The sequence below is a fragment of the Georgenia sp. Z1344 genome (assembly GCF_057652375.1).
This window is the reverse complement of record NZ_CM172728.1, coordinates 639,565-666,464: the sequence shown is the minus strand read 5'-3', so window position 1 is coordinate 666,464 and position 26,900 is coordinate 639,565. Positions and strand designations below refer to the sequence as shown.

At 74.5% G+C, this 26,900-nt stretch carries 22 protein-coding genes, 1 tRNA gene and 1 riboswitch; of the genes, 15 read left to right on the top strand and 8 right to left on the bottom strand.

Features of this window, described 5'->3' with window-relative positions; all coding sequences use genetic code 11:
* Positions 1–16: 16 nt before the first annotated feature.
* From AC24FB_RS03000 to AC24FB_RS02980, 5 genes are read right to left on the bottom strand one after another with little or no spacing between them, the layout of a single operon-like run.
* Entirely contained in the window at positions 17–1,741 is a 1,725-nt protein-coding gene (locus AC24FB_RS03000) for a GAF domain-containing sensor histidine kinase (protein ID WP_425712857.1), read from the bottom strand.
* A gap of 14 nt (positions 1,742–1,755) precedes the next feature.
* Positions 1,756–3,714: a thiol reductant ABC exporter subunit CydC gene (gene cydC / locus AC24FB_RS02995; protein WP_425712858.1), complete on the bottom strand. Its 1,959-nt coding sequence runs from the start codon at positions 3,712–3,714 to the stop codon at positions 1,756–1,758.
* Positions 3,711–5,393 carry a thiol reductant ABC exporter subunit CydD gene (cydD, locus tag AC24FB_RS02990; RefSeq protein WP_425712859.1) on the bottom strand — a complete coding sequence of 561 codons (1,683 nt, stop codon included), beginning with the start codon at positions 5,391–5,393 and terminating at the stop codon, positions 3,711–3,713. Before cydD ends, cydC begins: the two co-directional genes overlap by 4 nt.
* Positions 5,390–6,547 carry a cytochrome d ubiquinol oxidase subunit II gene (gene cydB, locus AC24FB_RS02985; protein ID WP_425712860.1) on the bottom strand — a complete coding sequence of 386 codons (1,158 nt, stop codon included), beginning with the start codon at positions 6,545–6,547 and terminating at the stop codon, positions 5,390–5,392. Before cydB ends, cydD begins: the two co-directional genes overlap by 4 nt.
* A gap of 31 nt (positions 6,548–6,578) precedes the next feature.
* Positions 6,579–8,090, bottom strand: coding sequence for a cytochrome ubiquinol oxidase subunit I (locus AC24FB_RS02980; RefSeq protein WP_425712861.1), 1,512 nt, complete (start codon positions 8,088–8,090; stop codon positions 6,579–6,581).
* Positions 8,091–8,576: 486 nt separating this feature from the next.
* On the opposite strand from AC24FB_RS02980, the gene AC24FB_RS02975 reads away from it, so the two are divergent.
* Positions 8,577–12,701, top strand: coding sequence for an Rne/Rng family ribonuclease (locus AC24FB_RS02975; protein ID WP_425712862.1), 4,125 nt, complete (start codon positions 8,577–8,579; stop codon positions 12,699–12,701).
* Positions 12,702–12,832: 131 nt separating this feature from the next.
* Here AC24FB_RS02975 and AC24FB_RS02970 read toward each other — a convergent pair whose 3' ends face one another.
* Positions 12,833–14,254, bottom strand: coding sequence for a DUF4921 family protein (locus tag AC24FB_RS02970; RefSeq protein ID WP_425712863.1), 1,422 nt, complete (start codon positions 14,252–14,254; stop codon positions 12,833–12,835).
* A 227-nt stretch (positions 14,255–14,481) separates the two neighbouring features.
* Between AC24FB_RS02970 and rplU the strand changes: the two genes are divergently transcribed.
* The 5 genes from rplU (at position 14,482) to AC24FB_RS02945 (ending at position 19,435) form a co-directional block, all read left to right on the top strand.
* On the top strand, positions 14,482–14,799 hold the full coding sequence (gene rplU / locus AC24FB_RS02965) for a 50S ribosomal protein L21 (protein ID WP_425712864.1): 318 nt from the start codon (positions 14,482–14,484) through the stop codon (positions 14,797–14,799).
* A gap of 79 nt (positions 14,800–14,878) precedes the next feature.
* A complete protein-coding gene (gene rpmA / locus AC24FB_RS02960; protein WP_425712865.1) occupies positions 14,879–15,136 on the top strand; it encodes a 50S ribosomal protein L27 in 258 nt (85 codons plus the stop codon).
* 82 nt (positions 15,137–15,218) lie between these two features.
* Positions 15,219–16,739, top strand: a complete 1,521-nt coding sequence (gene obgE / locus AC24FB_RS02955) for a GTPase ObgE (protein ID WP_425712866.1) — start codon at positions 15,219–15,221, stop codon at positions 16,737–16,739.
* A 79-nt stretch (positions 16,740–16,818) separates the two neighbouring features.
* Positions 16,819–17,967, top strand: coding sequence for a glutamate 5-kinase (gene proB, locus AC24FB_RS02950; protein WP_425712867.1), 1,149 nt, complete (start codon positions 16,819–16,821; stop codon positions 17,965–17,967).
* A 93-nt stretch (positions 17,968–18,060) separates the two neighbouring features.
* Positions 18,061–18,172, top strand: a riboswitch (SAM riboswitch).
* A 288-nt stretch (positions 18,173–18,460) separates the two neighbouring features.
* The gene (locus tag AC24FB_RS02945; RefSeq protein WP_425712868.1) at positions 18,461–19,435 is read left to right on the top strand and encodes a hypothetical protein; all 975 of its coding nucleotides are present in this window, start codon (positions 18,461–18,463) and stop codon (positions 19,433–19,435) included.
* A 104-nt stretch (positions 19,436–19,539) separates the two neighbouring features.
* Here the strand turns inward: AC24FB_RS02945 and trxA are convergent, their stop codons facing one another.
* The gene (trxA, locus tag AC24FB_RS02940) at positions 19,540–19,917 is read right to left on the bottom strand and encodes a thioredoxin (RefSeq protein WP_425712869.1); all 378 of its coding nucleotides are present in this window, start codon (positions 19,915–19,917) and stop codon (positions 19,540–19,542) included.
* A 115-nt stretch (positions 19,918–20,032) separates the two neighbouring features.
* Between trxA and AC24FB_RS02935 the strand changes: the two genes are divergently transcribed.
* From AC24FB_RS02935 to AC24FB_RS02900, 8 genes are all read left to right on the top strand, one after another.
* Entirely contained in the window at positions 20,033–21,337 is a 1,305-nt protein-coding gene (locus AC24FB_RS02935) for a glutamate-5-semialdehyde dehydrogenase (protein WP_425712870.1), read from the top strand.
* Between the two features lie 97 nt (positions 21,338–21,434).
* Positions 21,435–22,058, top strand: coding sequence for a hypothetical protein (locus AC24FB_RS02930; protein WP_425712871.1), 624 nt, complete (start codon positions 21,435–21,437; stop codon positions 22,056–22,058).
* The gene (locus AC24FB_RS02925; RefSeq protein WP_425712872.1) at positions 22,058–22,774 is read left to right on the top strand and encodes a PspA/IM30 family protein; all 717 of its coding nucleotides are present in this window, start codon (positions 22,058–22,060) and stop codon (positions 22,772–22,774) included. Before AC24FB_RS02930 ends, AC24FB_RS02925 begins: the two co-directional genes overlap by 1 nt.
* 60 nt (positions 22,775–22,834) lie before the next feature.
* Positions 22,835–22,990, top strand: a complete 156-nt coding sequence (locus tag AC24FB_RS02920; protein WP_425712873.1) for a hypothetical protein — start codon at positions 22,835–22,837, stop codon at positions 22,988–22,990.
* A 46-nt stretch (positions 22,991–23,036) separates the two neighbouring features.
* On the top strand, positions 23,037–23,615 hold the full coding sequence (gene nadD / locus AC24FB_RS02915; protein WP_487561389.1) for a nicotinate-nucleotide adenylyltransferase: 579 nt from the start codon (positions 23,037–23,039) through the stop codon (positions 23,613–23,615).
* A complete protein-coding gene (locus AC24FB_RS02910) occupies positions 23,615–24,532 on the top strand; it encodes a hypothetical protein (RefSeq protein WP_425712875.1) in 918 nt (305 codons plus the stop codon). The genes nadD and AC24FB_RS02910 overlap by 1 nt, the downstream gene beginning before the upstream one ends.
* 49 nt (positions 24,533–24,581) lie before the next feature.
* Entirely contained in the window at positions 24,582–25,019 is a 438-nt protein-coding gene (gene rsfS, locus AC24FB_RS02905; RefSeq protein WP_425712876.1) for a ribosome silencing factor, read from the top strand.
* Positions 25,016–25,756, top strand: coding sequence for a histidine phosphatase family protein (locus AC24FB_RS02900; protein WP_425712877.1), 741 nt, complete (start codon positions 25,016–25,018; stop codon positions 25,754–25,756). The genes rsfS and AC24FB_RS02900 overlap by 4 nt, the downstream gene beginning before the upstream one ends.
* Before the next feature lie 57 nt (positions 25,757–25,813).
* On the opposite strand, the gene AC24FB_RS02895 is transcribed toward AC24FB_RS02900, so the two are convergent.
* On the bottom strand, positions 25,814–26,554 hold the full coding sequence (locus tag AC24FB_RS02895) for an SDR family NAD(P)-dependent oxidoreductase (protein ID WP_425712878.1): 741 nt from the start codon (positions 26,552–26,554) through the stop codon (positions 25,814–25,816).
* A 204-nt stretch (positions 26,555–26,758) separates the two neighbouring features.
* Here AC24FB_RS02895 and AC24FB_RS02890 point away from each other — a divergent pair.
* Positions 26,759–26,831: transfer RNA gene (locus AC24FB_RS02890), tRNA-Ala, on the top strand.
* The last annotated feature ends 69 nt before the right edge of the window (positions 26,832–26,900 follow it).

The following is a 26,900-nucleotide window of genomic DNA, read 5'->3' as shown; positions in this document are numbered from 1 at the left end:
CGGACCGGGTGGCGGCCTAGCCGCGTCCGCCCGTGGGCACCTGCCATTGCAGCAGGGTGCCGCGGCCGGTCTCCGTCCGGCCCACCGAGAACGTCCCCCGGTGCCGGCGCGCCCGCTGGGCGAGGTTGCCGAGGCCGGAGGAGCGGGTGCGGGCGGGGTCGATGCCGCGTCCGTCGTCGACGACCTCGAGCAGCACCGACCCAGTGGGCCCGGAGCCGCGGATGCGCAGGCGCACCGAGACGGACGAGGCGCCCGCGTGCCGCGCGGCGTTGGACACGCCCTCGCGGACGACCGCCACGATGTCGTCCGCGACGTCGGGGTCGACCCGCTGCCGGATGACGTCGGACATCGGACCGCCGAGGTCGGCGTCCGAGACGAGGGTGCCGTCGACCTCGACGAGCAAGGACGGCGCGAAGCCCAGGGTGGTGCGGGCGATCGACGCCTCGCGGCGCAGCCGCTCGACGAGCAGCACGCCCTGCTCGGGCTCGCGCAGGTTGTGGACGATGGACCGGATCTGCCGCACAGAGGAGTCGACGGCGTCGACGGCGGCGTCGATGAGCGCCGTGAGCCCGAGCGTGCCGGCCGGCTCGTCCTCGGTGCCACCCGTCCCGGCGGCCCCGGCCCGCCCTTGCTCGAGGTCCTCGGCGCGGGCGCGCGCCTGCGTGAGCTGCATACCCGTGGCGAAGAGCTGCTGGATCGCGAGGTCGTGCAGGTCCCGCGCGATCCGGGCGCGCTCCTCGACCATGGTCGCGACGTCCTCGACGTGCCGGGCCCCGGCGATCTGCAGCGCGAACACGGCCTGGGAGGCGACCTGCTGGGCGATCTCCAGCTCGAGCTCGGTGAACTCGGGGCGGCCGCGGTGCCGCAGGAGCAGGAGCACCCCCTCGGCCTCGCCGCCGAGCAGCATCGGCGCGTACAGCGCGGGCCCGTACGACGCGAGCTCGGGCACACGCACCGTGCGCGACCGCGTGAGCGAGTCGACGATGAGCCCCGAGCGCTCCCGGATGACGGTCCGTGCGCGGCCGTCCGGCGGGAAGACGAGGCCGAGCAGCTCCCCGGAGCGGTCGCCCCGCACGATCTCGGCCACCCACGTGTCGCCGACCGAGGGCAGCACGAGGATGACCGTGTCGGCCTCGGCCACGTCGAGCAGGCGTGAAGCGACGAGCTCGAGCGTCTCCTCCTCGTCCGTGCCCTCGAGCAGGGCGGTGGTGATCTCGTTCGCCACGGCCGTCCACCGGGCCCGGGTCTGCGAGGCGCCGTAGGTGGTCGCGTTCGCCACCGCGACCCCGGTGGCCCGGGCGAGCGTGATCGCCGTCGTCACGTCCGCCTGCGTGAAGGGCCCGTCCTCCTTCTCCGCGAGGTAGAGCCGTCCGTAGACGCGGCCACCCGCGCGGACCGGGACGCCGAGGAACGAGTGCATCGGCGGGTGCCCGGGCGGGAAGCCGCCGAAGTCCGGGTGCTCCGTGAGGTCGTCGAGGAGGAGCGCGCCGTCCGGGGGGATCGCGCCGAGGACGCCCGTCCCCGACGGCGGGTGCCCGAGCACGCGCATGTCCTCCTCAGACATGCCCACCTGGATGAACGTCTGCGTCTCGCCGTTGGAGTCGAGGACGCCGAGCGCCGCGTAGCGGGCCCCCGTCAGGGCGGCGGCGGAGGCGACGAGCCCGTCGAGCGCGCCGCGGACGTCGAGGTGGCTGGTGAGGGTGAGCGCGGAGCCCAGCACGTCGTCGTCGAGCTCGTGCACCGGATGTCTCCCCCTCAGGTCGTGGCGCGGGCGGGGCGGGCGCCGCGCTCGGCCCGCCACGCGTCAGCGTACGGCGGGTGGCCGGCGAGGAGCTCGGCGTGCGTGCCGCGGGCGAGCACCCGGGCGGGCGCGACGGAGCCGTCGTCGGGTCCGCCCGCCCGGTTCGACGGATGGTCCGACGGGTGGTCCCGACCGAGCACGAGCACCTCGTCGGCCGCGGCGAGGGGGGCCAGACGGTGAGTGACGAGCAGGATGCCGCGTGCCTCCCTCTCGGGCGCCCCTCCCGCGCGCGGCGCGGTGAGCAGGTCGGTGACGAGCTCGTCGGCCGTCCCGGGGTCGAGGTGCTCCGCCGGCTCGTCCAGGAGGAGCAGCGGAGCGCGGGACGCGAGGGCGCGGGCCAGCAGGAGGCGACGTCGTTCGCCGCCGGAGATCGTCGTGGCGTCGGCACCGAGCCGGGTGGCGAGCCCGTCCGGGAGGCCCGCGAGCCAGGGTCCGAGACCGACCTGATCGAGCAGCGCGGACGCCTCGCCCTCGGTGAGGTCGCCGCGACCGACGCGGAGGTTCTCCAGCACGCTCGTGGCGAAGACGTGGGCGTCCTCGGCGGTGAGCGTCACGGTGGAGGCGCGGTCGGCCGAGGTGAGGGCGGTCGCGGCGTGCCCGTCGATCGTCGCCGTGCCGGCCGCCGGTTCCAGCAGGCCGGCGAGCGTGGCGAGCACGGTGGACTTGCCGATCCCGGACGGGCCGACGACGGCGATCGACCGGCCCGGGGACAGGTCGACGTCGACGCGCGCCACGGTGGGGCCGCCGGGCCAGGCGACCGCGAGGTCCTGTGCGAGCAGCCGAGGCCCGGTTGCGTCCCGACCGGTGGTGGTGGCATGGGGAGCGGCGGTCGGTACCGACCCCGGCGCCGCGACGGTCGGCGACCGGTCCGCCGGTGCGGACGCGGAGGACGCCCCGGCCTGGTCGGCGGGCGCCCCCGCGGCGTCCACGAGGCCGAGGACCCGGCGGGCGGCGGCCGCGCTCGTCACCCTCTGGACCGCGGCCTGACCGAGGACCGCGGTGCCCTCGAAGCTCGCGAGCGGCGTGAGCACGACGACGCACAGCCCGACCTCGGACAGCTGCCCGGCGCCGACGGCCGCGATCCCGAGCACCAGTGCGCCGACGACTCCCACGGCCATTCCCGTGAGGTCGAGCGCGGCGGCGAACCCCCGGGCCCGGCCGATCGCGTCGCGCTCCCGCGCGAGGCGGCGCTCGGTCGCACCCAGCGCCGCCAGGGCGGTGCCGACCCGCCCCGAGGTCTGCAGCTCGGCAGCCCCGTCGATCAGCGCACCGGAGTGTGCCGTGAGGTCGGCACGAGCTGCGACCTGCGCGGTGGCCGCCCGCCGGGCCGCGGCTGCGGTGACGGCGGGTGAGACCACCCCCGCCAGCAGCAGGCCTGCCGCGAGGACCAGCCCGGCGGCGGGCAGCAGGGCACCGACGATCGTCACGGACACCAGAGCGACGCCGAGGGCCACCGCCCGGGGGACGGTCGAGCGGACGACGAGGTCACCGATCGCGTCGACGTCCTCGCCGGCGCGGGCCAGCAGGTCGCCGCGGCGCAGCGTGGCCACGACCTCGGTACGGCCGCCCGCGAGCGCCAGGTAGGTGCGCTCGCGGAGCGTGGCGACGCCGTCGAGGGCCACCTTGTGGGAGGCGAGGCGCTCGAGGTAGCGGAACAGGGCCTTGGAGATGCCGAACGTGCGCACGCCCACCGCCGCGACCGACAGCGTGAGCACGGGCGGGTGCTGGGAGGCACGCGCGATGAGCCACGCCGAGACGGCCGTGAGCCCGACGCCCGCGCCGACGGCGAGGACACCGAGCAGCACCGCCCAGGCCACCCGCCACCGCGAGACACCGAGCATCGCGACCGCACGCCGCAGCACGACCCGCTCGCCCGCCCCCTCGCCCACGGTCACTCCCTCGCCCACGGTCACCGCGCGGCCTCCTCGTCCGCCACGGTGCAGGAGTCGGCGGCGACCACCTCGACGACGTGGTCGGAGACCGCGACGAGCGCGGGACGGTGCGCGACGACGAGCACGGTGCGGCCCGCGTCCCGCAGAGCCCGGACCGCTGTCAGGACGTGGCTCTCGGCGGCGGCGTCGAGGTGCGCCGAGGGTTCGTCGAGCACGACGAGCGGGGCGTCGGCGACGAGCGCGCGCGTGAGGGCCAGCCGCTGGCGCTGCCCGACCGACAGGCCGACGCCGCCGTGGCCCACGACCGTGTCCCAGCCGTGCGGGAGTCCGGCGAGAACCTCGTCCAGGCCGGTGGCGCGGGCGGCGGCCGCGAGCGCGTCGGCCTTCGCGCCCGGGGCGACGTTCTCGGCGACCGTGCCGGGCAGGATCGTCGGGCGCTGCGGGACGTACGCGACCTGGGCCCACCAGGACTCCCGGTCGACGTCGGCGAGGTCGGTCTCCGTTCCGTCGGGGGCGCGCACAACCACCCGCCCGGTGTCGGGGGCGAGGACGCCGAGGGTGGTGAGGGCCGTCGTCGTCTTGCCCGACCCCGACGGGCCGACGAGCGCCGTGACCTCCCCGGGTGCGATCTCGGCGTCGAGCCCCGCGGGGGCGAGGCGGTCGCTGTCGCCCGCCCGGACCCCGAGGCCCTGGAGGAGCACCGTCGAGCCGCGCAGCCCGGGTGCGGGGGCGGTGCCGGACCCGGCGGCCGGGGCGTCGAGCACGGCGAACGCCTTCTCCGCGGCCGCGACGCCGTCGGACGACGCGTGGAACTGGGTGCCGACCTCGCGCAGCGGCCGGAAGACCTCGGGCGCGAGCATGATGCACACCAGGGCGCCCTCGAGGCCGACGTGCCCGTAGACGAGCCGCATGCCGACGCTGACGGCGACGAGCGCGACGCAGATCGAGGTGAGGAACTCGAGCACGGCCCCGGAGAGGAACGCGAGGCGTAGCGTGCGCATGGTGGCGGCCGACCATGCTCGTCCGAGCTCCCGCACCCGCCTCGCGGGCCCGTGCTCGCGGCCGAGCGCGGTGAGGGTGGCCAGGCCGGCCATGAGGTCGACGAGCTGGGCGCCGAGGCGGGACATCGACGCGAGGCGGGCGTCGGCGAACTGCTGGGTGAGTCGCCCGATGAGGATCATGAACACCGGGATCAGGGGGATCGTCACCGCGAGGATGGCCGCGGAGGTGAGGTCGGCCCCGAGCACCACCGCGAGCGTGGCGGGCGTGACCGTCGCGGCCAGGACCAGCTGGGGCAGGTAGCGCACGAGGTAGGGCTCGAGGTCGTCCAGGCCGCGCACGGCGAGGGTGACGCTGTCGGCGCCGTGCTCCGCCCGCCACCGGGGGCCGAGCGCGAGCGCGTGGGCGAGCACGCCTGCGCGGAGCTCCGCGACGACGTCGGTGGCCGCCCGGTGCGCGACTGACTCCTGGGCGCCGTGCACGAGCGCGCGGGCGACCAGGACGACGCCGAGCCAGATCAACGGCGTGCGGACGTCGGTGAGGGTGGCGCCGCCCTCGATCGCCGCGGCGAGGATGCGCGCGAGGAGGAGGACCTGCGCGATCACCAGCGCCGCCGTCGTGGCCCCGGCCAGGGCGACGACGACGACGTAGCGCCGCGCCGCACGGGCGTGCGCGAGGAGTCGGGGGTCGAGCGGCTTCACGCTGTCGGCGCACCGTCGTCGTCGGACCCGGCGTCGGACCCGTCGTCGGACCCGGCGTCGCCCCTGTCCGACCTGGCGGCGACCCGGACCGGGACGGTGACCCGCCGGTCGAGGCCGGCGGGCGTGTCGGGCAGGACGTCGGCGTTGATCCGGCGGCGGAAGACCCAGTACGACCACGCCTGGTAGGCGAGCACCACGGGGACGAGGACGAGCGCGACGATGCTCATGACGACGAGCGTCGGCCCGGTGGCCGCGGCCTCGCGGAAGGTCAGCGAGTACGCGGGGTCGACCGAGGAGCGCATGACGTCGGGCGCCATGGCACCGAAGATCAGCACGACGGCGGCGACGATCGTCACGGCGGAGCAGACGAACGACCGCCCCTCCTGCTCGCGGTGCGCGAAGAACGCGGCGCCGACCAGGCCGACCGCGGCGACGACCAGCGGTGCCCACGTCCACACGTGGGCGGAGTGGGCGAGCTGGGCCCACAGCCCCCAGGCGGCGCCGACCACGAGGGCGATCAGCGAGAGCGGCTTGGCGGCGGCGACGGCCTGGTCGTGCACGGTTCCGGCCGTCTTCCAGGCGAGGAACACCATGCCGTGGGCGAGGAACAGCACCGCTGTGAGCAGGCCGCCGAGGAGGGTGAACGGGGTGAGGAGCGAGAGCAGGCCACCGGTGAGCTGGGCGTTGCCGGCGTCGTCCCGGACGATCTCCATGCCCTGGACGAGGTTGGCGAACGCGACCCCCCACAGGACGGCGGGCACCCAGGCGGAGATCGTGTGCAGGAGGTCCCAGCGCCGGCGCCAGGCGGGGTCGGTGACCTTGCCGCGCCACTCGATGGCGCAGATCCGCACGATGAGCGCGACGAGGATGACCAGCAGCGGCAGGTACATGCCCGAGAACATCGTGGCGTACCACTCGGGGAACGCCGCGAACATGGCCCCGCCCGCGGTGATGAGCCACACCTCGTTGCCGTCCCAGTGCGGACCGATCGAGGACAGCATCGTGCGCCGCTCCTTGTCGCGGCGCTCAGCGTCGCCCCGGGGCAGGATCGTCAGCAGCATGCCGACGCCGAAGTCGAAGCCCTCGAGCATCAGGTAGCCGGTCCAGAGGACCGCGATGAGGACGAACCAGAGAAGCGGCAGCGCCTCGGTCATGTCGATCGGTCTCCTTGTCGGGTCGGGCGGTTCAGTAGGCGAAGGACAGCGGCTGGTCGTCGTCGGCGGGGTCCGGCTCGGGCGCGGGGGCGGGGTCGATCCCCTCGCGGACGTACCGGCGCACGAGCCAGAACCAGACGACGCCGAGCGCCGCGTACAGCAGGGTGAACGTCACCAGCGAGGTGAGGACCGTCGTCGAGGTGACGACCGTGGACACGCCGTCCGCCGTGCGCAGCCAGACCTGGTCGACCGGGTTGTCCGGGTTCGGGTGGACGACCCACGGCTGTCGGCCCATCTCGGTGAAGATCCAGCCGAACGAGGAGGCGAGGAACGGCATGGGCAGCGAGACCAGGCACAGGCGGGAGAACCAGCGCGAGCCGGTCACCCGTCCTCCGCGCAGCGCCCACAGACCCCACACCGCCAGGGCGGCGGAGAACACGCCGAGCCCGATCATCAGGCGGAAGCTCCAGTACGTGACGACGAGGTTGGGGCGGTAGTCGACCCCCTCCCCGTAGAGCTCCTCGTACTCGGCCTGGACGTCGTTGACGCCCGGCAGGTAGCTCTCCTCGCCGGCGAAGCTGTTGGTTCCCATGAACGAGGTGACGCCGGGCAGCTCGAAGAGGTGGATGGCGTTCTCGCAGTCGTTCGACAGGTCGCCGATCGCGAGGATGGACAGGGGGACGGACTCGCCGCCGTCGCAGACGGCCTCGGCGGAAGCCATCTTCATGGGCTGTTGCTCGTACATGAGCTGGCCCTGGTGGTGGCCCGTGAGGATCACGGCGACGCCGGAGATCACCACCGTGATCAGGCCGACCATCGCGCCCGGTCGCCACACGTGCCGCGCCTCGGCCTCGGCCTGGTCGCCCTCGTGGGCGAGGCCGGAGGCGGGGGAGCCCGCGCCGCGGACGGTGCGCACGATCCACCAGCCGCACACGCCGGCCACGAGCGTGCCCGCCACGAGGAAGGCGGCCGCGACGGCGTGGCCGAACGCGGCGATCGCCGTGTTGTTCGTGATGACCTCGAGGAAGCCGCCGATGCCGTCGAGCTCGGCGCGGCCCGTCTCGGCGTTGTAGACGGCCCCGACGGGGTGCTGCATCCACGAGTTCGCCGCGATGATCCAGTACGCCGACAGGTTGACGCCGATCGCCACCATCCAGATGCACGCCAGGTGCAGGCCCTTGGACAGGCGTTCCTTGCCGAAGAGCCACAGGCCGAGGAACGTCGACTCAAGGAAGAAGGCGGCCAGCGCCTCGATGGCGAGCGGGGCGCCGAAGATGTCGCCGACGAACCGCGAGTACTCCGACCAGTTCATGCCGAACTGGAACTCCTGGACGATGCCGGTGGCCACGCCGAGCGCGAAGTTGATGAGCAGGATTTTGCCGAAGAAGTTCGTCAGCTTGAGCCAGTGATCCTTGCCGGTGCGCCACCAGAACGTCTGCATGAGCGCGACGAGCGGGGCCAGGCCGATCGTCAGCGGGACGAGGATGAAGTGGTAGACGGTCGTGATGCCGAACTGCCACCGGGCGAGCTCGAGGGCTTCCACTTGGCTGTCCTTCCGGGCAGGGCTGTCGCACGGGTGAGCGCGGCTGCCGCCACGGTAGGAAGCGACACCGCGTCAGTGCCGGGACCAAGGTCCTGCGAGGTGACGCGACGTCGCGATCTGTGGGCGGGGGCGGGCGGTGCGCTGGGATGCGGGACGTGGGCGAGGTTGCAGGGTCCGGACGGCCTCCGTGTGGGATACTCGCCGGGACCCTGTCGCGGGGCCGTTCCCCCCGCGCGGGGTCCGACGACGAGTTCCACGTCGGTGAGCAGGACCGGTTCGCGCCGCCAGAGAGCGCCGCCGCGACCGCCCTGCGTAGCCGACGAACCGCCGGGCGACAGAGCCCGCGCGGCTGCGGGGTTCGCCGTCGGCGTTCCTGCCCCGTCGCGGCGGGGGGCGCACCCACAGGACTTCCGTCCGCGCACGCCGCGGACGACGAGAGGCTCACCGGGCCGAGGGACGGCCGGCACGGTGGGTGGAAGGATTTGCATGTCTGAGAGCTCCGAGCCCACGGCACAGGCAGGCGAGCAGGCGGGGGAGACCGCCGCACCGGCACCGCGCAGGCGCGCCTCGCGCCGCGCCACCAAGCCGGCCGCCGCGCCCACGGTCCCCGAGGAGACCACCGGGACCGCCGGTTCAGCCCCGTCCGACGACGACGCCGCAGCGCCCGGCGCCGCCGACTCGTCCGGCGAGGCCGCATCGTCCGCCGCCGGCGCGGACGCCCCGGCCGCGACCGACGAGGCCGCCCCGAAGGTCACCCGGACCCGCGCGACGCGCACGTCCGGCTCGGCCCGCGCGTCCGGCACCCGCTCGACCACGAGCCGCGCCACCCGCTCGCGCCAGGCCGCCGCCCCCGCCGACAGGGCCGGCGCCGACGAGACCGCCACCGACGCCGCCTCGACCGACGTCGGCGCAAGCACCGCTACCTCGGCCGACGTCGACGCGACGTCCACCGTCGAGACCGGCGCGGCCCCGACGACGACCGGCGGCGATGTCGAGAGCTCCGCCGATGGCACGACCACGTCCTCGGACGCCACCGCGACGACCACCGGCGACGCCGCGCCGAGCACCACCACCGACCTCACCGCCGACGTCGAGGCCCTCGGCGCCTCCCGCGCCGCACGGTCGACCGGGACCGGGACCAGGTCGAGCCGCACGTCGGGATCCTCCACCTCCACCGGCACCCGCTCGCGCCGCGCGACGAGCGGCGGTTCACGGCGGGCGAGCTCGCGCGTGACCACACCCGCGGCCGCCGAGCCCGCCGAGACCGAGGTGCCCCGCACGACGGCCGGCACGGCCGCCGCGGCGTCCGGTCTGGACGCCGTCGTCGCCGAGGCCGCGACCGCCGCCACCGGGTCCGCCGACCTCGCCGACGCCGCCAAGGACACCGCCCCGGCCGCGCGCAAGCCGCGCCGCAGCCGCCGCGCGACCGCCCCCGCGCGCGAGCCCGACCAGAGCATCGACGTCCTCGCCGAGCTCGGTGTCGAGACCGCCGACGGATCGGCCGACGCCGACGACGACACCCAGGCCGCCGGGCAGCCGGACGCGGGCCCGGACGTCGCCGCGACGACCGACCCCGCAGACGACACCGCGACGCAGGCCACCACCGACGTCGACCCCGACGAGACCGACGAGATCGACGACGAGGACGCGACGGACGAGCAGTCCGACGAGCCTCGCCTGCCGGCCTCGGCCCTCCTCTTCCAGGCGCCCGACCCGGCCAAGGCGCGCCCCCGGCGTCGTGCCGTGGCCCCGGCAGGGGCCCCCGAGGTGCGCTTCGGCGCGCCGGCGACCGATGACGCGTCGGAGCGGGCGCAGGCGTCGGACACCGAGGACACCGACGACAGTGACGAGCAGTCCGCCGACGAGCGCCCGCGCTCCCGCGGCCGCGGCGGATCGCGCCGTGGCTCGGGCGGCCGGTCCGGCTCGCGCCAGGGCGGCGACCGCTCCGGCGACGGCCCGGCCGACGACGCGGCCGGCACCGCCGGCGACACGAGCACCGGCTCCTCCGCCTCCTCCGACGACGACGGGTCCGACGACGACTCCGACGAGTCCCAGAACGACGAGTCCCAGAACGACGAGTCCCAGAACGGCGAGTCCCAGAACGGCGAGGGCGGCGGCAACCGTCGGCGTCGTCGTCGGGGCGGCCGCGGCCGACGCAACCGGTCCGGCTCGCGCGGCAACGGCGAGGGCTCCAGCGACTCGGACGACTCCGGTGACGACTCCGACGACGGCGACGAGCAGAACGGGTCGGGCTCGGGCGGCCGCGGCCAGGACCGCTCGCGCTCCGGCGAGAACGACTCCGACGGGGACGGCGGTGACGACTCCGGCAACGATGACGGCGAGGACGGCTCGAGCTCGCGTCGTCGTCGGCGCCGTCGTCGCTCCGGCGGGCAGGGCGACGACGACGGGGGCGCCGCGCGTGCCCGCAACGAGGTGACGGCCCTCAAGGGGTCGACCCGCCTCGAGGCCAAGCGCCAGCGCCGCCGTGAGGGTCGCGACGCCGGCCGCCGCCGCACGACGATCTCCGAGTCGGAGTTCCTCGCGCGCCGCGAGTCGGTCGAGCGCACGATGCTCGTGCGCGAGCAGGACGGCCTCAACCAGATCGCCGTGCTCGAGGACGGCGTCCTGGTCGAGCACTACGTCGCCCGGCACACCCAGACCTCGATGGTCGGCAACGTCTACCTCGGGCGCGTGCAGAACGTGCTGCCCTCGATGGAGGCCGCGTTCATCGACGTCGGCAAGGGCCGCAACGCGGTCCTCTACGCCGGCGAGGTCAACTGGGAGGCCGCCGGTATGGACGGCCAGCCCCGGCGCATCGAGCAGGCGCTCAAGTCCGGCGACCAGGTGCTCGTCCAGGTCACCAAGGACCCGATCGGGCACAAGGGCGCCCGCCTCACCTCGCAGATCACGCTCGCCGGCCGGCACCTCGTGCTCGTCCCCTCGGGCGCGATGACCGGTATCTCCCGCAAGCTCCCCGAGGGCGAGCGGAACCGCCTGAAGAAGCTGCTCAAGGAGATCGTGCCCGCCGGATCCGGCGTCATCGTGCGCACCGCCGCCGAGGGCGCGACCGAGGAGCAGCTGCGCAGCGACGTCGAGCGGCTGACGAAGATCTGGGACGACATCACGAAGAAGTCGTCCGGCAACGCCAAGGCGCCCGTCCTGCTCAAGGGCGAGCCCGAGCTCGCCGTCCGCGTGGTCCGCGACGTCTTCAACGAGGACTTCGCCAAGCTGGTCGTGGCCGGCGACACCGCGTGGCGCACGATCAGCGACTACGTGGGCGACATGTCCCCGGACCTCGCCGAGCGCCTGCACCACTGGACGGACGACAAGGACCTGTTCGCCGAGCACCGCGTGGACGAGCAGCTCGCCAAGGGCATGGACCGCAAGGTCTGGCTGCCCTCGGGCGGCTCGCTCGTCATCGACCGCACCGAGGCCATGACGGTCGTCGACGTCAACACCGGCAAGTTCACCGGCTCGGGCGGGACGCTCGAGGAGACGGTGACGAAGAACAACCTCGAGGCCGCCGAGGAGATCGTCCGCCAGCTCCGGCTGCGGGACATCGGCGGCATCATCGTCATCGACTTCATCGACATGGTGCTGCCCGCCAACCGCGACCTCGTGGTCCGGCGCCTGCTCGAGTGCCTCGGCCGCGACCGCACGCGTCACCAGGTGGCCGAGGTGACGAGCCTCGGGCTCGTCCAGATGACCCGCAAGCGGGTCGGCCAGGGCCTGGTCGAGGCGTTCTCCACGCCGTGCGAGCACTGCCACGGCCGCGGGTTCGTCGTCCACGACCACCCGATCGAGCGCAGCGACGCCGCCGAGGCGCAGATCGCCGACTCCTCCGAGCAGGGTGGTCGCCGTCGCCGCGGGCGCGGCGGCTCCGGCCGGGGCGGCAACGGGTCCGGCGGCGGCTCCGGCTCCGGCGGCAACGGCTCGTCCGGCTCCGGCGGCGGCAAGGACCAGGACTCGTCCGGCGAGGCCAAGCCCGAGCCGGACCGCGAGGCCGTGCGTCAGACGCTCGCGCAGATCGCCGCCGCGGCGGCCAGCGCCCACGACCGTACGGGCGCGGACTCCGCGGCGACCGCCGAGGAGGGGGCTCAGGTCGGACAGTCGTCCGACGCCCCGGCCGCGGGCGAGACCGGGGACACGGGCACGACGACGACCGACGCGCCGGCTGCCTCCGACGAGTCGGGCGCGGTTCCTGCGGCGGACGCCACGGCCGACGACGCGTCGTCCGGTGCGTCCGGCTCCGACGACGCCTCCGCCGATGCGCCGGCCGCGGGCTGGGCCACCACGATCGACGCCCCCGGCGCCGGTTCGACGACCGAGGTCGCGCCCGACGACGCGACGCCCACGGGCGGCGGGGCAGAGGACGCGACGTCTACTGAGGCAGCGGCCGGAGACAGGCCTGCCGCCGAGGCAGCCCCCGCCGAGGCAGCCCCCGCCGAGGCAGCCCCTGCCGAGGCGGGCGAGCCCGCCGAGGTGAGCTCCGCCGTCGGGCAGGGTGCGGCCGACGAGGGGACCGAGGCCGTGAAGGCCCCGGCCCCGCGGAAGCGTCGGTCGCGCCGCGCGACGAGCGCGCCGACCGCGGCTCCGTCCGCGGAGGCCTGACCGACCGGTCGAGGGCGGGCCGGCTCAGGGCCGCCGACCGACCCGATGACGACGAACGGGCGCGCACCCCGAGGGGTGCGCGCCCGTTCGGCCTTCCCCGTGCGGCGTTCCGGCGTGCGGCCGACCGCCGCTCAGCGCACGAGCGGGTGGTAGCGCAGCGGGTTGGGCCAGCACTCGGCCTCCGTGGCGATACGCATGTCCGCCGCGACGGCGCCCGAGTCGCGCAGGGCGTAGAGCCGGTCGACGACCCGGTCCCGCAACGTCCACGGGTCGATCGTGTTGAGGTAGATCTTCGTGCCGCCCTCGAAGCCCGCGAGCGTGGAGACGCGCCACTTGAGCATGATCCGCCAGGGCATCGGCTGGTCGACGTCGGCCGGCTGGTGGTGCCACTCCTCGTTGCACGGCACGAGCGTGCCGGTCGCCGCGTGGCAGGCGTGCACGAGGTCCGAGACCGCGCGCAGCTCGTCGGCCGAGTGCTCCCACGGCGCCGTGCGCTCCGAGCGGGAGTAGATCTCGAGCGTGGGGTAGCGGTGGCCGAACCCGGCGAACGCGACCGCGTGGTCGTTCTCCGCCACCACGAGGTTCTGGTACTGCGCGTAGTTGACAGCCGACTCGTTGAAGAGGTTGGGGTTCGCGCGCAGCCGCTGCAGCTCGAGCTCGGCCTGGACGCCGCGCTCGTCGATCGCCACGAGCTGCTTGTGCAGGTGGTCGAAGCTCGCCCCGGCCGGCTTCAGCCAGTTCTGGAACACCGCCACGTAGCGCGCGTAGCGGTTGGCCTCGTAGAGGGACCGCATCGCGTCGACCGTGAAGGACGTGTACCGGTGGTGCTCCTGCGGGGTCAGCGTCCCCGACGAGGCGAGGTCGACGTCGGTCGTGGCGTCGTCGGTGAAGTGCCGGCGCGCGACGATCACGTCGTGGCCGCCCCCGAAGAACCCGGTGGCGTGCGCGAGGCGGTCGGCCTCGCCCATCGACTCCCACGTGGAGGTCGCGTCGCCGGAGGCCCGCAGGCGCTGGTCGACGACCCGGGCGACGTGCGCCTCGCCGTCGGGGGTGGCGAGGTAGGCGTCGCGGCGCTCCGCCACCGCGGCGGGCACCTCGTAGCCGTAGTTCTGGTGCCAGTAGTCGAAGGAGAGGATCTCGAACAGGTTGGGGATGCGCCGGAACTCGGCGACCGTGTCGAACATCCGCGCCGCCGGGAGACCGCGCAGGAGCTGCCAGGAATCGTCCGGGCCCGGTGCGGGGGCGGCGGGGACTGGGCGGACGGCATCGTCGTCGGGCCGTTCGTCGTCGTCGGAGGGGGTGGGAGCGTCGTGCCGGACGAGACGGGCCTTCTCGGGCGGCGTCTCGTCGTAGCGCAGGTGGCAGAACGCGCAGTGCCGGCCGTGTTGCGCCGGGTCCAGCGCGGTGGGCTCGGCCGCCGACTGCCCGATCGGGCGATGGGCACGGCCGGGGACCGTCCAGACCTCCGTCCCGGTGAACGGGGAGACCTGCTTGATCGTCCCGTCCGTCATCCTGGTCAGCGGCGCCGCGCCGGGCGCGTGGGGTTGCACCATGCCGGCCACGCTAGTGCTGGCGGCGCGCGGCGCGGGGAGGTCCCTGTGCGGGATCACACAGGCGATCCGGGGCGTCCCCGCACGTCTGAGCCTTGCCGCTGGGCGTCGCGGTGCGTAACCTAGGTCGTCGGCGCGCGCTGCGCCGACAGTGAAGAATCCCCGTGGCCCCGCGGCCGCGGCACGTCCGCGCCGAGCGGGCGGAGGGTTCCCCCAGCAGCGATACAGAGATGAGCAGCAACGTGGTCTACGCGATCGTCAAGGCCGGCGGCCGGCAGGAGAAGGTGTCCGTCGGCGACATCGTCGTCGTCAACAAAATGGCCGGTGCGCCCGGCGACACCGTCGAGCTGACCCCGATCCTGCTCGTCGACGGCGAGAAGGTCACCACCGCGGCCGACGGCATCTCCGCCAAGGTCACCGCAGAGATCGTCCGTGCCGAGAAGGGCAAGAAGGTCACGATCCTGCGCTACAAGAACAAGACCGGCTACATGCGCCGCCAGGGCCACCGCCAGTCGCTCACGCGGCTCAAGGTCACCGGCATCTCCTGATCCCGCCGGTCCGGCAGGCCGGACCGCACCCGACGCACGCGCGCGAGCGCACCACCTCACGAAGAGAGAGCAGAACGAGATGGCAACGAAGAAGGGCGCCAGTTCCTCCAAGAACGGCCGCGACTCCACCGCGCAGCGCCTGGGCGTCAAGCGCTTCGGCGGCCAGGTCGTCAAGGCCGGCGAGATCCTCGTCCGCCAGCGCGGCACGCGTCTGCACCCGGGCCTCGGCGTCGGCCGCGGCAAGGACGACACCCTGTTCGCCCTCGAGGCGGGCACCGTCGAGTTCGGTCGTCGCCGCGACCGCCGCGTGGTGAACATCCTCCCGCTGGAGGTCTGAGCACCACCGCTTCATCCTTGACGGGGGCGGACGGCACGATGCCGTCCGCCCCTCGTCTGTATCCACCCACCTGGAGGACCGCATGGCCAGCTTCGTCGACCGGGTCGTCCTCCATGCCGCCGGCGGGAACGGCGGCCACGGGGTCGCCTCGATCCGCCGTGAGAAGTTCAAGCCCCTGGCCGGGCCCGACGGCGCGAACGGCGGCAACGGCGGGGACGTCGTCCTCGTCGTCGACCCGCAGATCCACACGCTGCTCGACTACCACCACTCGCCCCACCGGCGCGCCCCCAACGGCGGGCAGGGCGCGGGCGACATGCGGCAGGGTGCGAACGGGGCCGACCTCGTGCTCGGCGTGCCCGACGGCACCGTGGTGAAGACCTCCGACGGCGAGGTCATTGCGGACCTCGTGGGCGCCGGCACCTCGGTCGTCATCGCCGAGGGCGGCCGCGGCGGGCTCGGCAACGCGGCCCTGGCCTCCGTGCGCCGCAAGGCCCCCGGCTTCGCCCTGCTCGGCGAGGAGGGGGAGGAGCGGGACGTCGTCCTCGAGGTCAAGTCGGTCGCCGACGTCGCCCTCGTCGGCTTCCCCTCGGCGGGCAAGTCCTCCCTCATCGCCACGGTCAGCGCGGCGCGGCCCAAGATCGCCGACTACCCGTTCACCACGCTCGTGCCCAACCTCGGCGTGGTCATGGCGGGCGAGGAGCGCTTCACCGTTGCCGACGTCCCCGGGCTCATCCCCGGCGCCTCCACCGGCAAGGGCCTGGGACTGGAGTTCCTCCGCCACGTCGAGCGGTGCGCCGTGCTCGTCCACGTCCTCGACTGCGCCACACTCGAGCCGGGGCGCGACCCGATCTCCGACCTCGACACGATCGAGGCCGAGCTCGCCGCCTACTCCGCGGACCTCGACGCCGCGGCCGGGGCGGTGCCCCTCATGCAGCGGCCCCGCGTGGTCGTGCTCAACAAGATCGACGTGCCCGAGGCCCGCGAGCTCGCCGAGTTCGTCCGCCCCGACCTCGAGGCGCGCGGCCTCAAGGTCTTCGCGGTCTCCACGGCCACCCACGAGGGACTGCGGCCTCTCACGTTCGCCCTGTCCGAGATCGTGTCCCGGGCGCGTGCCGAGGCCGCCGAGGTCGCGGCGCCGCGCGTCGTGCTGCGCCCCACCGCGGTCGACGACGCCGGGTTCACCGTCACCCGCAAGGGCAGCGCCGACGAGCCGTTCTTCCAGGTCCGCGGCAAGCGCCCCGAGCGCTGGGTCAAGCAGACCGACTTCTCCAACGACGAGGCGGTCGGCTACCTCGCCGACCGGCTCGCGCGCCTCGGGGTCGAGACCGAGCTGATGAAGGCCGGCGCCGTCCCCGGCGACACGGTCGTCATCGGACCCGCCGACGGCGGAGTCCTGTTCGACTGGGAGCCCACGATGTCCACCGGCGCCGAGCACCTGGGCCCCCGCGGGACCGACCTGCGGGTCGAGGACGAGCGCCGCCGGCCCACGCGCGCCGAGAAGCGCCGCGAGTTCCACGAGTCGATGGACGCCAAGACCGCCGCCCGCGAGGAGCTGTGGACCGAGCGCAAGGCGGGCCACTGGGCCGACCCCTCCGACGAGTGAGCGCGCGCGTCACGGCCTGACCGTGGCCGCTTCGTGGCACGGGCCGAGCCACCGAGGAGCCGCGCGGCACAATGTCCGGGTGAGCTTCCCGACCGTCCACCGGCCCCTCGCCAACCGTGCGCTCCTCGCCCGGGCGGGGTGCGTCGTCGTGAAGATCGGTTCCTCCTCGCTCACGCGCACGGACGGCTCGCTCGACCTCGAGCGGATCGCGCAGCTCTCCACGCTGCTCGCCACGCGGGTCGCGCAGGACCGGCAGGTCGTCCTCGTGTCCTCGGGCGCCATCGCGGCCGGTCTCGCACCGCTCGGTCTCAGCGCCCGGCCGAAGGACCTCGCCACGCAGCAGGCTGCGGCGTCGGTCGGCCAGGGAATGATCCTCGCCCGCTACACCGAGGCATTCGCGCGGCACGGCCGGCGCGTGGGCCAGGTGCTGCTCACGGCGGACGACCTCGTGCGCCGCCAGAGCCACGTCAACGCCGCCCGCGCGCTCGACAAGCTCCTCAGCCTCGGCGTGACACCGATCGTCAACGAGAACGACGCCGTCGCCACCGACGAGATCCGCTTCGGGGACAACGACCGGCTCGCCGCGCTGGTGGCCAACCTCGTCCGGGCCGACGCGCTCGTCCTGCTCACCGACGTCGACGGCCTCTACGACGGCCACCCCGCACACCCGACGTCGTCGCTGATCCCCACGGTCATCGGGCCCGAGGACCTGGCGGGCATCGAGGTCACCGGCCGTGGCTCCGCGGTGGGGACCGGAGGCATGGTGACCAAGCTCGAGGCCGCGTCGATCGCCACCGGCTCCGGCATCCCGGTGGTCCTCACCGACGCCGACCACGCCGCCGATGCGCTTGCCGGCCGGCCGGTCGGCACCTGGTTCGCCGCCCGCGGCCGCCGGATGTCCGCGCGCAGGCTCTGGCTCGCGCACGCGGCCAGGCCGCGCGGGAGCGTGCTGGTCGACGCCGGTGCGGCTGCGGCCGTGGGGGAGCGGCAGCGCTCGCTGCTGATCCCCGGGATCACCGAGGTGGTCGGGGACTTCGAGGCCGGGGACGTGGTCGAGGTGCTCGGGCCGGAGGGCCTCGTGGCCCGGGGAGTCAGCGGTTATGACACCCGCGAGCTCACAGATCTCGTCGCGGCGCCGATGGCGGAGCGGGCGAACCTGCGACCCGCGGTCCACCGCGACGACCTCGCGGTCATGCGGGACGTGGGCGGACGCGCGCAGAGCACCTGACCCGGGGCGCACCCCGCCCCCGCGCGTCCGGAACGTGAGACAGCACCGGGTGGTCGTTGACCCCGGGCGGCAAGCCTGCCTAGTGTCCCTCCAGGTCTTGAGAACCAGTGCGAAGCCCCGGCTCGCTGGTCGGCAACCCCCCTCGTGTGGCGGGGGTGCTCCGGGTGATGACCTGGCTCCACGTCCGTGGAGCAACGCCCGGCGCAGCCCGCGCCCTTGCACGAAGGATCCGGACATGATGCAGCAGGTGAGCACCCACCGATCCAGCTCCACCCTCCTCCCGGCGATGATGATGTGCATGCGCCCGGGCTGTCGGCGAATGTCGGCCTGACAGCCCGGAGACACCAGCGACGCCTGCGCTCCCGCGCCGCGTCACCGCCGGTCGAGGCTGCGACCCGCAGGAGCGAGTGACACGCTCCGCCCGCAGCGCTCCCGGTCATCGCACAGCCGTCGGCCGCGCCGCCGACGGCGGGACCCCGTGAGGACCCCTGCCATGAGCATCAGCCTGACCTCTGCCCGACCCGCCACGACCTCCACGACCGGGCCGACGACGACGATCCGCCGCTCGCCCGCGACCGCTCCGTCCACCGGAACACCCGCCGCGCGGACCACGACCACCACCGGCGCCGGCGCGCCCACCACTCCGGACCCGCGGCGCGCCGCCGAGGGCTCGTCGCGGATCGGCGGCGCCGTCGTCGTCGACCTGTCCGGGCTCGGTGCCGCGGTCTCGGACCCCGAGGCCGACCTCCCCGTCGACACCGCCGACCTGCCGCGGCTCGCCCGGCACGCCCACGCCGCCCGCCAGGCGGGGATCGCCGAGGTCGCGCTCTCGCCCGCCTTCCACCTGCGCTCGGACGCGCCGTGGCGCACCGACGCCGGCTCCGACGCGCGCCGCACCGGTGAGCGCCTGACCGACGCCGGCGTCGACGTCCTCCTCCCGGGCGCCGCCGCGCCGACCGCGGGCGGGCCGACCGCCGGGGCCGGCCTCACCGCCGACTCCGCGCGCCGCGCCTCGGCCAGCCGCGCGCGGACCGCCGGTGCGGCGACGACGGTCGGTGCGCGCGTGCGGACCGCTCCCTACGTCGACTCGGTCGCCGAGTGCGAGGCCGCGGGACGGCTCGGCGGCACGGTGATCGTGCGCGCCGTCCACCACGAGCGGGTGGCCGAGTTCGTCGCGGCCGTCCGCCGCGGCGCCGCCGAGGCCGGGGCCGACGTGCGCGTGCTCGTCGAGCTGCACGTGGCGATCGCCGAGACGCGCGAGCGGGCCCTGGCGCGCACGGAGCTCGTGGCGGACATCGCGGCGGTCGAGCAGCGCGAGCTGCCGTGGTCGGGCTCGGCGGCCGTCATCGGCTCCGCCGAGGACGTCCTCGCCGAGGCGCGCTCGTTCGCCGCGCTCGCCGACGGCCTCGTCCTCGTCCCGATCTCCGTGCCGGCCGACCTCACGGCCATCCTCACCGAGCTCGTCTGAGGTAGGCCGGGCGCACTGCCGACGAACGCACGAGCGGGGCGGCGCCACCGGATGGTGGCGCCGCCCCGCTCGTACGTCTGGCGCTGAGCTGTCGAGAGTGTGGATCAGGCGTTCTCGTGGCCCGCGTCGTGCTCGGCGATCTGCTTCTTGATCTCGTCCATGTCGAGCTCGCGGACGGCGGTGAGGATCTCCTCGAGGTTCTTGGCGGGGACGGCGCCCGGCTTGTTGTAGACGAGCACGCCGTCGCGGAAGGCCATGAGGGTGGGGATCGAGGTGATCTGGAGCTGGGCGGCGAGCTCCTGGTTCGCGTCGGTGTCGACCTTGGCGAAGGTGACGTCCGGGTTCGCCTCGGAGACCTTCTCGTAGACCGGGCCGAACTGCTTGCAGGGCCCGCACCAGTCGGCCCAGAAGTCGACGAGCGTGATGCCGTCGCCGGTGACCGTGCTCTGGAAGTCGTCCTGCGTGATCTGCGTGGTCGCCATATGGCGCTCCCTTCGTCCGTGGGCGTGCTCCGCGCGGGGCGGAGCACGTCTTCCACCTCGTCCAACCGAGGAGACCCCCGGGTCATTCCCCGGCGGTCGCGGGTAGTTTGCCCTCATGACCGCTACCCCCGACGCCGACATCCGCGCCGACGCCGACGTCCGCGAGGCCGTCCACGCCATCTGCGCCGAGGCCAAGGAGGCCGGGCGCGCGCTCGCGACCGCGACCCGCGCCACCAAGGACGCCGCCCTGGCCGCGATGGCCGACGCCCTCGTGGCCGGCTCCACCCGCATCGTCGCCGCCAACGCCGAGGACCTCGAGCGCGGCCGCACCACCGGCATGAGCCCGGGCCTCCTCGACCGCCTCGCCCTCGACGACGCGCGCATCGCCGCGATCGCCGACGCCCTGCGCGAGCTCGCCGCCCTGCCCGACCCGGTCGGCGAGGTCGTCCGCGGCTCCACGCTGCCCAACGGGCTGCGGCTGCGCCAGGTGCGGGTGCCGATGGGCGTCGTCGGCATGATCTACGAGGCGCGCCCCAACGTGACCGTCGACGCCGCGGGCCTCGCCGTGAAGTCCGGCAACGCCGTCGTCCTGCGCGGCGGCTCGGCCGCAGCGAGCTCGAACGAGGTAATCGTCGAGATCCTCGGCGAGGCACTGGCCTCCGTCGGCCTGCCCGCCGCGGCCGTCCGCTCGGTCGACGCCCACGGCCGCGCCGGCGCCGTCGAGCTCATGCGCGCCCGCGGCCTCGTCGACGTCCTCGTCCCACGCGGGGGAGCGGGCCTCATCCAGACGGTCGTCGCCGAGGCGTCGGTCCCCGTCATCGAGACCGGCGTCGGCAACGTCCACGTGTACGTCGACTCGAGCGCCGACCTCGCCCAGGCCGTCCCGATCATCCTCAACTCCAAGACCCAGCGCGTGGGAGTGTGCAATGCGGCGGAGTCCCTCCTCGTCCACCGCGACGTCGCCGACGAGCTGCTGCCCGCCCTCTACGCGGCCCTCGCCGAGAAGGACGTGACGATCCACGCCGACGACGACGCCTCCCGCGCGGCCGCCGCCTGCGGGATAGCGCACGTGCCCGCCACCGAGGAGGACTGGGGGACCGAGTACCTCTCGGCGGACCTCGCCGTGCGCGTCGTCGACTCCCTCGACGAGGCGCTCGACCACATCCGCCGCTGGTCCACCGGCCACACCGAGGTCATCCTCACGCGCGACACCACCTCGGCCCACCGGTTCACCACCGAGCTCGACGCGGCCGCGCTCATCGTCAACGCCTCCTCCCGTTTCACGGACGGTGGCGAGTTCGGGCTCGGCGCGGAGATCGGCATCTCCACGCAGAAGCTGCACGCTCGCGGGCCGATGGGCCTGGGCGAGCTGACGACGACCACGTGGATCGTCGAGGGCCAGGGTCAGATCCGGGAGTAGCTCGTCGTCGGCCCTGGGCGAATCCGACGGCCGGAGGCGCCGAGTTCCCCGTACCCTGGGGACACGCCCCACCCGCCCGCAACGTGCAGGAGCCGCCATGCCCGAGGTCGTCGAGGTCCTCCTGTGGATCACCGGCATCGGCGTGGCCACGACCGTGGTCGGCGTGGGCAGCGTCTGGTACGGCGTCCGCCGCCTCACGCGCAGCAAGGGCGTGCGCCGCCGTATCGAGCAGGGCGAGCTCAACGTCCGCGCACTCTCCTCGGACCCGACCGTGCGCGAGGTGGCCAAGCATCGGCTCGCCATGCGCCGCTCGACCGACGCGACCGAGCGCGCGCTGGCCGCCGCGAAGGAGGCCGGCCGGCCCGTCGGTGACCTCCCGCAGGTGGCGGCCGACCTCGACCGGGCCTACCGGGAGATCGACGACGACCTGCGCGTCGTCGAGAACGAGCCCGACGCCGCCATGCGGCACCGCCTGCTCACCGACCTGCTGCCGGACATCCGCACGCACGAGCGGCTCTCCGGCGACCTGCGACGCTCGCTCCTGCACTCGCGCTCGTCGTCGACCCCCGCGCTGCAGCGCGCGGCGGACGACCTCATGCTCGAGGCACAGGCGCTCGGCGCGCTCGGCGAGGGCGAGGACCGGGGGATCGAGCGCCGGTCCGACCGCGTGCGCGAGTCCGACCGCGTGCGCCGGTCGCGCCGCCGGGCCGAGGACGACTGATGGGCGTCGGCCGCCGGATCTTCGGCATCGGCCGTGCCGAGGGGAACGACCGTCGTCGTCGGCGTCGTGAGGCGAAGAACCCGCCGTCGGACCCGGCGACCGAGATCGCGGAGGCCGTCCGCCGCCAGCGGGCCGCCGTCGACGACGCCCGCCGGAGCGTCGGCGAGCTGACCGTCCAGCGGCGCCGCACCGAGCTCCTCCACGAGCGCGCCGCCCTCGAGGTCGAGGGGCACGAGCGTGCGGCGGCGATCGCCGTGGACCAGGGCGACGACGCCGCTGCGCGGGCCGCGCTCGGCCGCGCCCTCGAAGCGAGCCCCGCGCGGGACCGGCTGGCCGACCAGGTCGCCGAGCTGCGGCACAAGGAGGAGGACCTGCGCGCCGGCGTGGCCCGGCTCGAGGCCCGCGTCCAGGAGGTCGAGTCGCGTCGCCGCGCGCTCGTGGCCGACCGGGAGGCGGCCCGCGCGTCGGCCACCATCGCGCAGGCGATGCGTGCCGACGTGCCCGGGTCGACGGCGGAGGCCGTCCGCTCGGCCGAGCGCGAGGTCGCCGAGCTCGAGACACGTCAGGCCGCCTACGAGGAGCTGGCGTGGACCGACTCCGGCTCGCACCAGGTCCGCGACGAGTTCGCCCGCCTGAGCCGCGAGGCCGAGATCGAGTCCGAGCTGCGGCGGCTGCGCGGGGGAGAGCCGGGCCAGATCGGTGACGGCCGGCGCTGAGTCGCGCGGTGCCCCGCTCGTGCGACACTGGCCCCCGAACTCGACCGAAGGAGACCACCGATGGCCAGCTCGCTGGTGAACATGTCCGCCCACACCGCGGCGGAGCCGATGGCGACGGAGCTCAACGCCTACGTCGGCGGCGCGATCATGCTCGCGATCCTGCTCATGCTCCTGCTGCTCACCTGGGCGTTCCGATCCGTCAGGACGCGCCACTGACGTGAACGCCCGCTCCCACCGGGGACGCCGACGCCGCGTCGGCCTCATGGGCGGAACGTTCGACCCGATCCACCACGGCCACCTCGTCGCCGCATCGGAGGTCCAGCACCTCCTCGGCCTCGACGAGGTGCTCTTCGTGCCCACCGGCGTCCAGCCGTTCAAGAGGGACCGCAAGGTCACCGAGGCCGAGCACCGCTACCTCATGACCAACATCGCGACGGCGTCGAACCCGCGCTTCACGGTCTCGCGCGTGGACATCGACCGCGGCGGCGACACGTACACGATCGACACGCTGCGCGACATCCAGGCGCAGATGCCCGACGCCGAGCTGTTCTTCATCACCGGCGCCGACGCCCTGTCCCAGATCCTCGCCTGGAAGGACGCCGACGAGCTGTGGGACCTCGCCACGTTCGTCGGTGTCACCCGGCCCGGCCACGACCTCGTGGCCGAGGGCCTGCCCGAGGACCGGGTCAAGCTTCAGGAGGTTCCCGCCATGGCCATCAGCTCCACCGACTGCCGGCTGCGCGTGCAGGAGGGCAAGCCCGTCTGGTACCTCGTGCCGGACGGCGTGGTGCAGTACATCGCCAAGCACCGCCTGTACATCGACCCGGCGACGGTGGCGTGATGGGCGAGCAGCCGGTCACCCGACGGTCGCTTCGCGAGCAGGCGGCCCGTGACGCCGCCCGGATGGCCGACGACGCGCGCCGCGACGTCGCCGCCGAGCGCGGCGGCAGTCCGGAGGACCGCGCGCGGGCCGCGCTGGAGGGCACTCCGCCGCCCGCCCCCTCGGCGGGCGACGTGCGGCGGGCCGACGGCCCGCCCGCGGCAGGGGAGCCGATCGGCGCGGGCGAGCCAACCGACGCACGCAAGCCGTATGGCGCAGGGGAGCCGACCGTCGCAGGGGAGCCGACCGGCGTAGGCGACCCGTCAGTGGAGGACGCGGGCCTCGAGGACACGCGCGCGCACGAGGCCACCTGGGAGCCCGGGCAGGGCTCGGCGGCCGTGGCCGGTCCGGCCGCAGGGTCGCAGGTGAGCGAGGTCCGGCCGGCCGACAGCTCGAGCGCGACCGACCTGCCCGCGACGTCGGGACCCGAGGGCACCTCCGTGCGCCCCTTCGCCGCCGTGCCCGCCGCACCCCCGGGCCCGACCGACGACGACCGCGCGCCGTCCGGGCCGACGAGCGACGGCGCCGCACCCCCGCCGCCCGCACCCGAGGACGAGGAGGCCGCGACGGCGGTCCGTCCCGCGGCAGCCGGGGGCGGCACGCGTGACGCGGAGTCGGACGATCCCGCGCGGGACGCGGCGAACGACGACCAGCACGACGACGAAGGGACCCCGGTGGCCACGACGACCCAGCGCGGACGTGCGGCCGGCACCGGCCACCGCAACGCGAAGGCACCCTCGGGCCCGGCGGGCCGGAAGCCCGGCAAGCGCCCCACCCGGCCGGTCCGGTGGTGGCGCGGCCTGGCCATCGTCGTGCTGCTCGCGGCGATCTTCTTCGGAGTCGGCGCCGCGGTCGGGCTCTACCTCTTCGGCCGCTGATCGCCAGCCCGTAGGATCGGGGCCACCTGTTCCCGAACCGAGGAGTTCCGTGGCCGCCGACGAGCGATCCCGCCACCTGGCGAACGTGGCGGCGCGTGCCGCCGCAGCGAAGAAGGCGGAGGAGATCATCGCGCTCGACGTCTCCGAGCGCCTCGTCCTCACCGATGTCTTCCTCGTCGCGTCCGGCTCGAACGAGCGCCAGGTGCGCGCGATCGTCGACGCGATCGAGGAGGCCCTGGCCGCCGAGGGGGCGAAGCCGGTGCGGACCGAGGGCCTGACCGAGTCGCGCTGGGTGCTCGTCGACTACAACGACGTCATCGTGCACGTCCAGCACGCGGAGGACCGGCAGTTCTACGCGCTCGAGCGGCTGTGGGGCGACTGCCCGGTCGTCGCCGTCGACGTCGAGGACGTCGTCGTGGACGAGTCGGTGCCCGGCACCGAGGACGAGGCCCCGTACCGGGCGACCGGGCTGCAGGCCGACCTGTGACGGCACGCGCCCTCGTCCTCCTGCGGCACGGGCAGACCGACTACAACCACGCGATGCGGATGCAGGGCCAGATCGACATCCCGCTCAACGACACCGGCCGCGAGCAGGCCGAGCGGGCGTCGGAGGTCCTCGGCGGCACCGACCTCTCGCGGATCATCAGCTCCGACCTCTCCCGCGCGCACGAGACGGCGCGGATCCTCGGGAGCGTGGCCGAGCTCGAGGTCACCACCGACGAGCGGTTCCGCGAGCGCGGCTTCGGCCTGTGGGAGGGGCACACGCACGCCGAGCTCAAGGAGGGCTGGCCCGAGGAGTTCGCCGTGTGGCGTGCGGGCAAGGACCCGGACGGCATCGGGGTCGAGTCGCGGGCAGCGGCGGGGGAGCGGGTCGGCCGCGCGCTGCTCGACGTCGCCGAGGCGGCCGACGACGAGGAGATCGTCGCCGTCGTCGCGCACGGTGCCGCGATCACCCTCGGCATCGCCTACGTCCTCGGGATGGGTGCGCACTCGCACTGGCTCGGCGGGATGGGGAACTGCCACTGGTCGGTGCTCGGGCAGAACCCCGGGCGCGAGCCCGCGTGGCGGCTCAGCGTGCACAACATCGGGGTCGACCTCGTGCCCCGGCCCCACCGCACGATCCTCGACCGGGCCGCCGAGTCGACGGACCACGGCGACCAGCAGGTCACCGGCGCATCGGGGCGGCCCACGCAGGCCGACCAGACCGGGGTCCCCGAGCGCTGAACGACGACGGGCCCCGGCCGACGGGAGTCGACCGGGGCCCGACATCAGGGCCGGGCGTCAGCCGGCGGTGCGTGCCCCGTCGATGACCCAGAGCTGGCCCGACACGTGCGAGGCCTCCTCGCTCGCGAGGAACGCCGCGACGTTCGCCATCTCGGACGCCTCGCCGACCCGCCCCTGCGGGACCTGGGCCGCGAGCGTCGCGTTGAGCTCGTCACCCAGCCCGTCCAGCCACGGGGTGCGCGTGACGCCCGGGCCGATCGCGTTGACCCGGATGTTCTTGTCCGCGTACTCCAGCGCGGCGGTCTTCGTCATCATGACGATCGCGCCCTTGGACGTGATGTAGGCGGCGGCCGACGGGGTCGCGAGGACGCCGCCGATCGAGGCCGTGTTGACGATGGAGCCGCCGCCGCGCTCGAGCATGAGGCGCAGACCGACCTGCTGGACCCGGAAGAACTGCCGGACGTTGATGCGCAGGACGCGGTCGAAGTCCTCCATCGGGTACTCGTGCGAGAGCAGCGCGGGCCCGTTGACGCCGACGTTGTTGGCCAGGACGTCGATGCCGCCGTGCGTCTCGCGCAGGTAGCTCTCCAGCGCGTCGATCGCGGCGTCGTCGTCGACGTCGAGCTGGTAGGGGACCGCGAGGTCGCCGAGGCGCTCCGCGACCTCGTCCTGGCGCCCGCTGACGTCCGCCACGACGACCGAGGCGCCCTCCGCGACGAACTTCGTGGCGATCGCCTCGCCGATGCCGGAACCCGCGCCCGTGACGAGTGCCGTCCTGCCCTCGAGCCTGCCGTTCATGCCCTCTCTCCTCTCGTCGACCCCCTACGGGAACCGTATGACGCGGACGAGGCCGTCTCCTGGGCCGTCGGTCCCGGTCGGCGGGCGGAGTTCCGGCGGCCGGGCGGTGGCTGAGCGTGCTGGGAATCACGCGGGCGAGGGGCCGCTGAGATTGGCATGGTGAAGCGGAGGTGACGTAGAGTCGTCCTCGCCCTTCGGGGCAGCGGGGCTATGGCGCAGTTGGTAGCGCGCTTCCATGGCATGGAAGAGGTCCGGGGTTCGAATCCCCGTAGCTCCACCCCTGTGATGTCCCAGGACATCGTGAACGGCTGAACCCCCGGTGACGGGGGTTCAGCCGTTTTTTCGA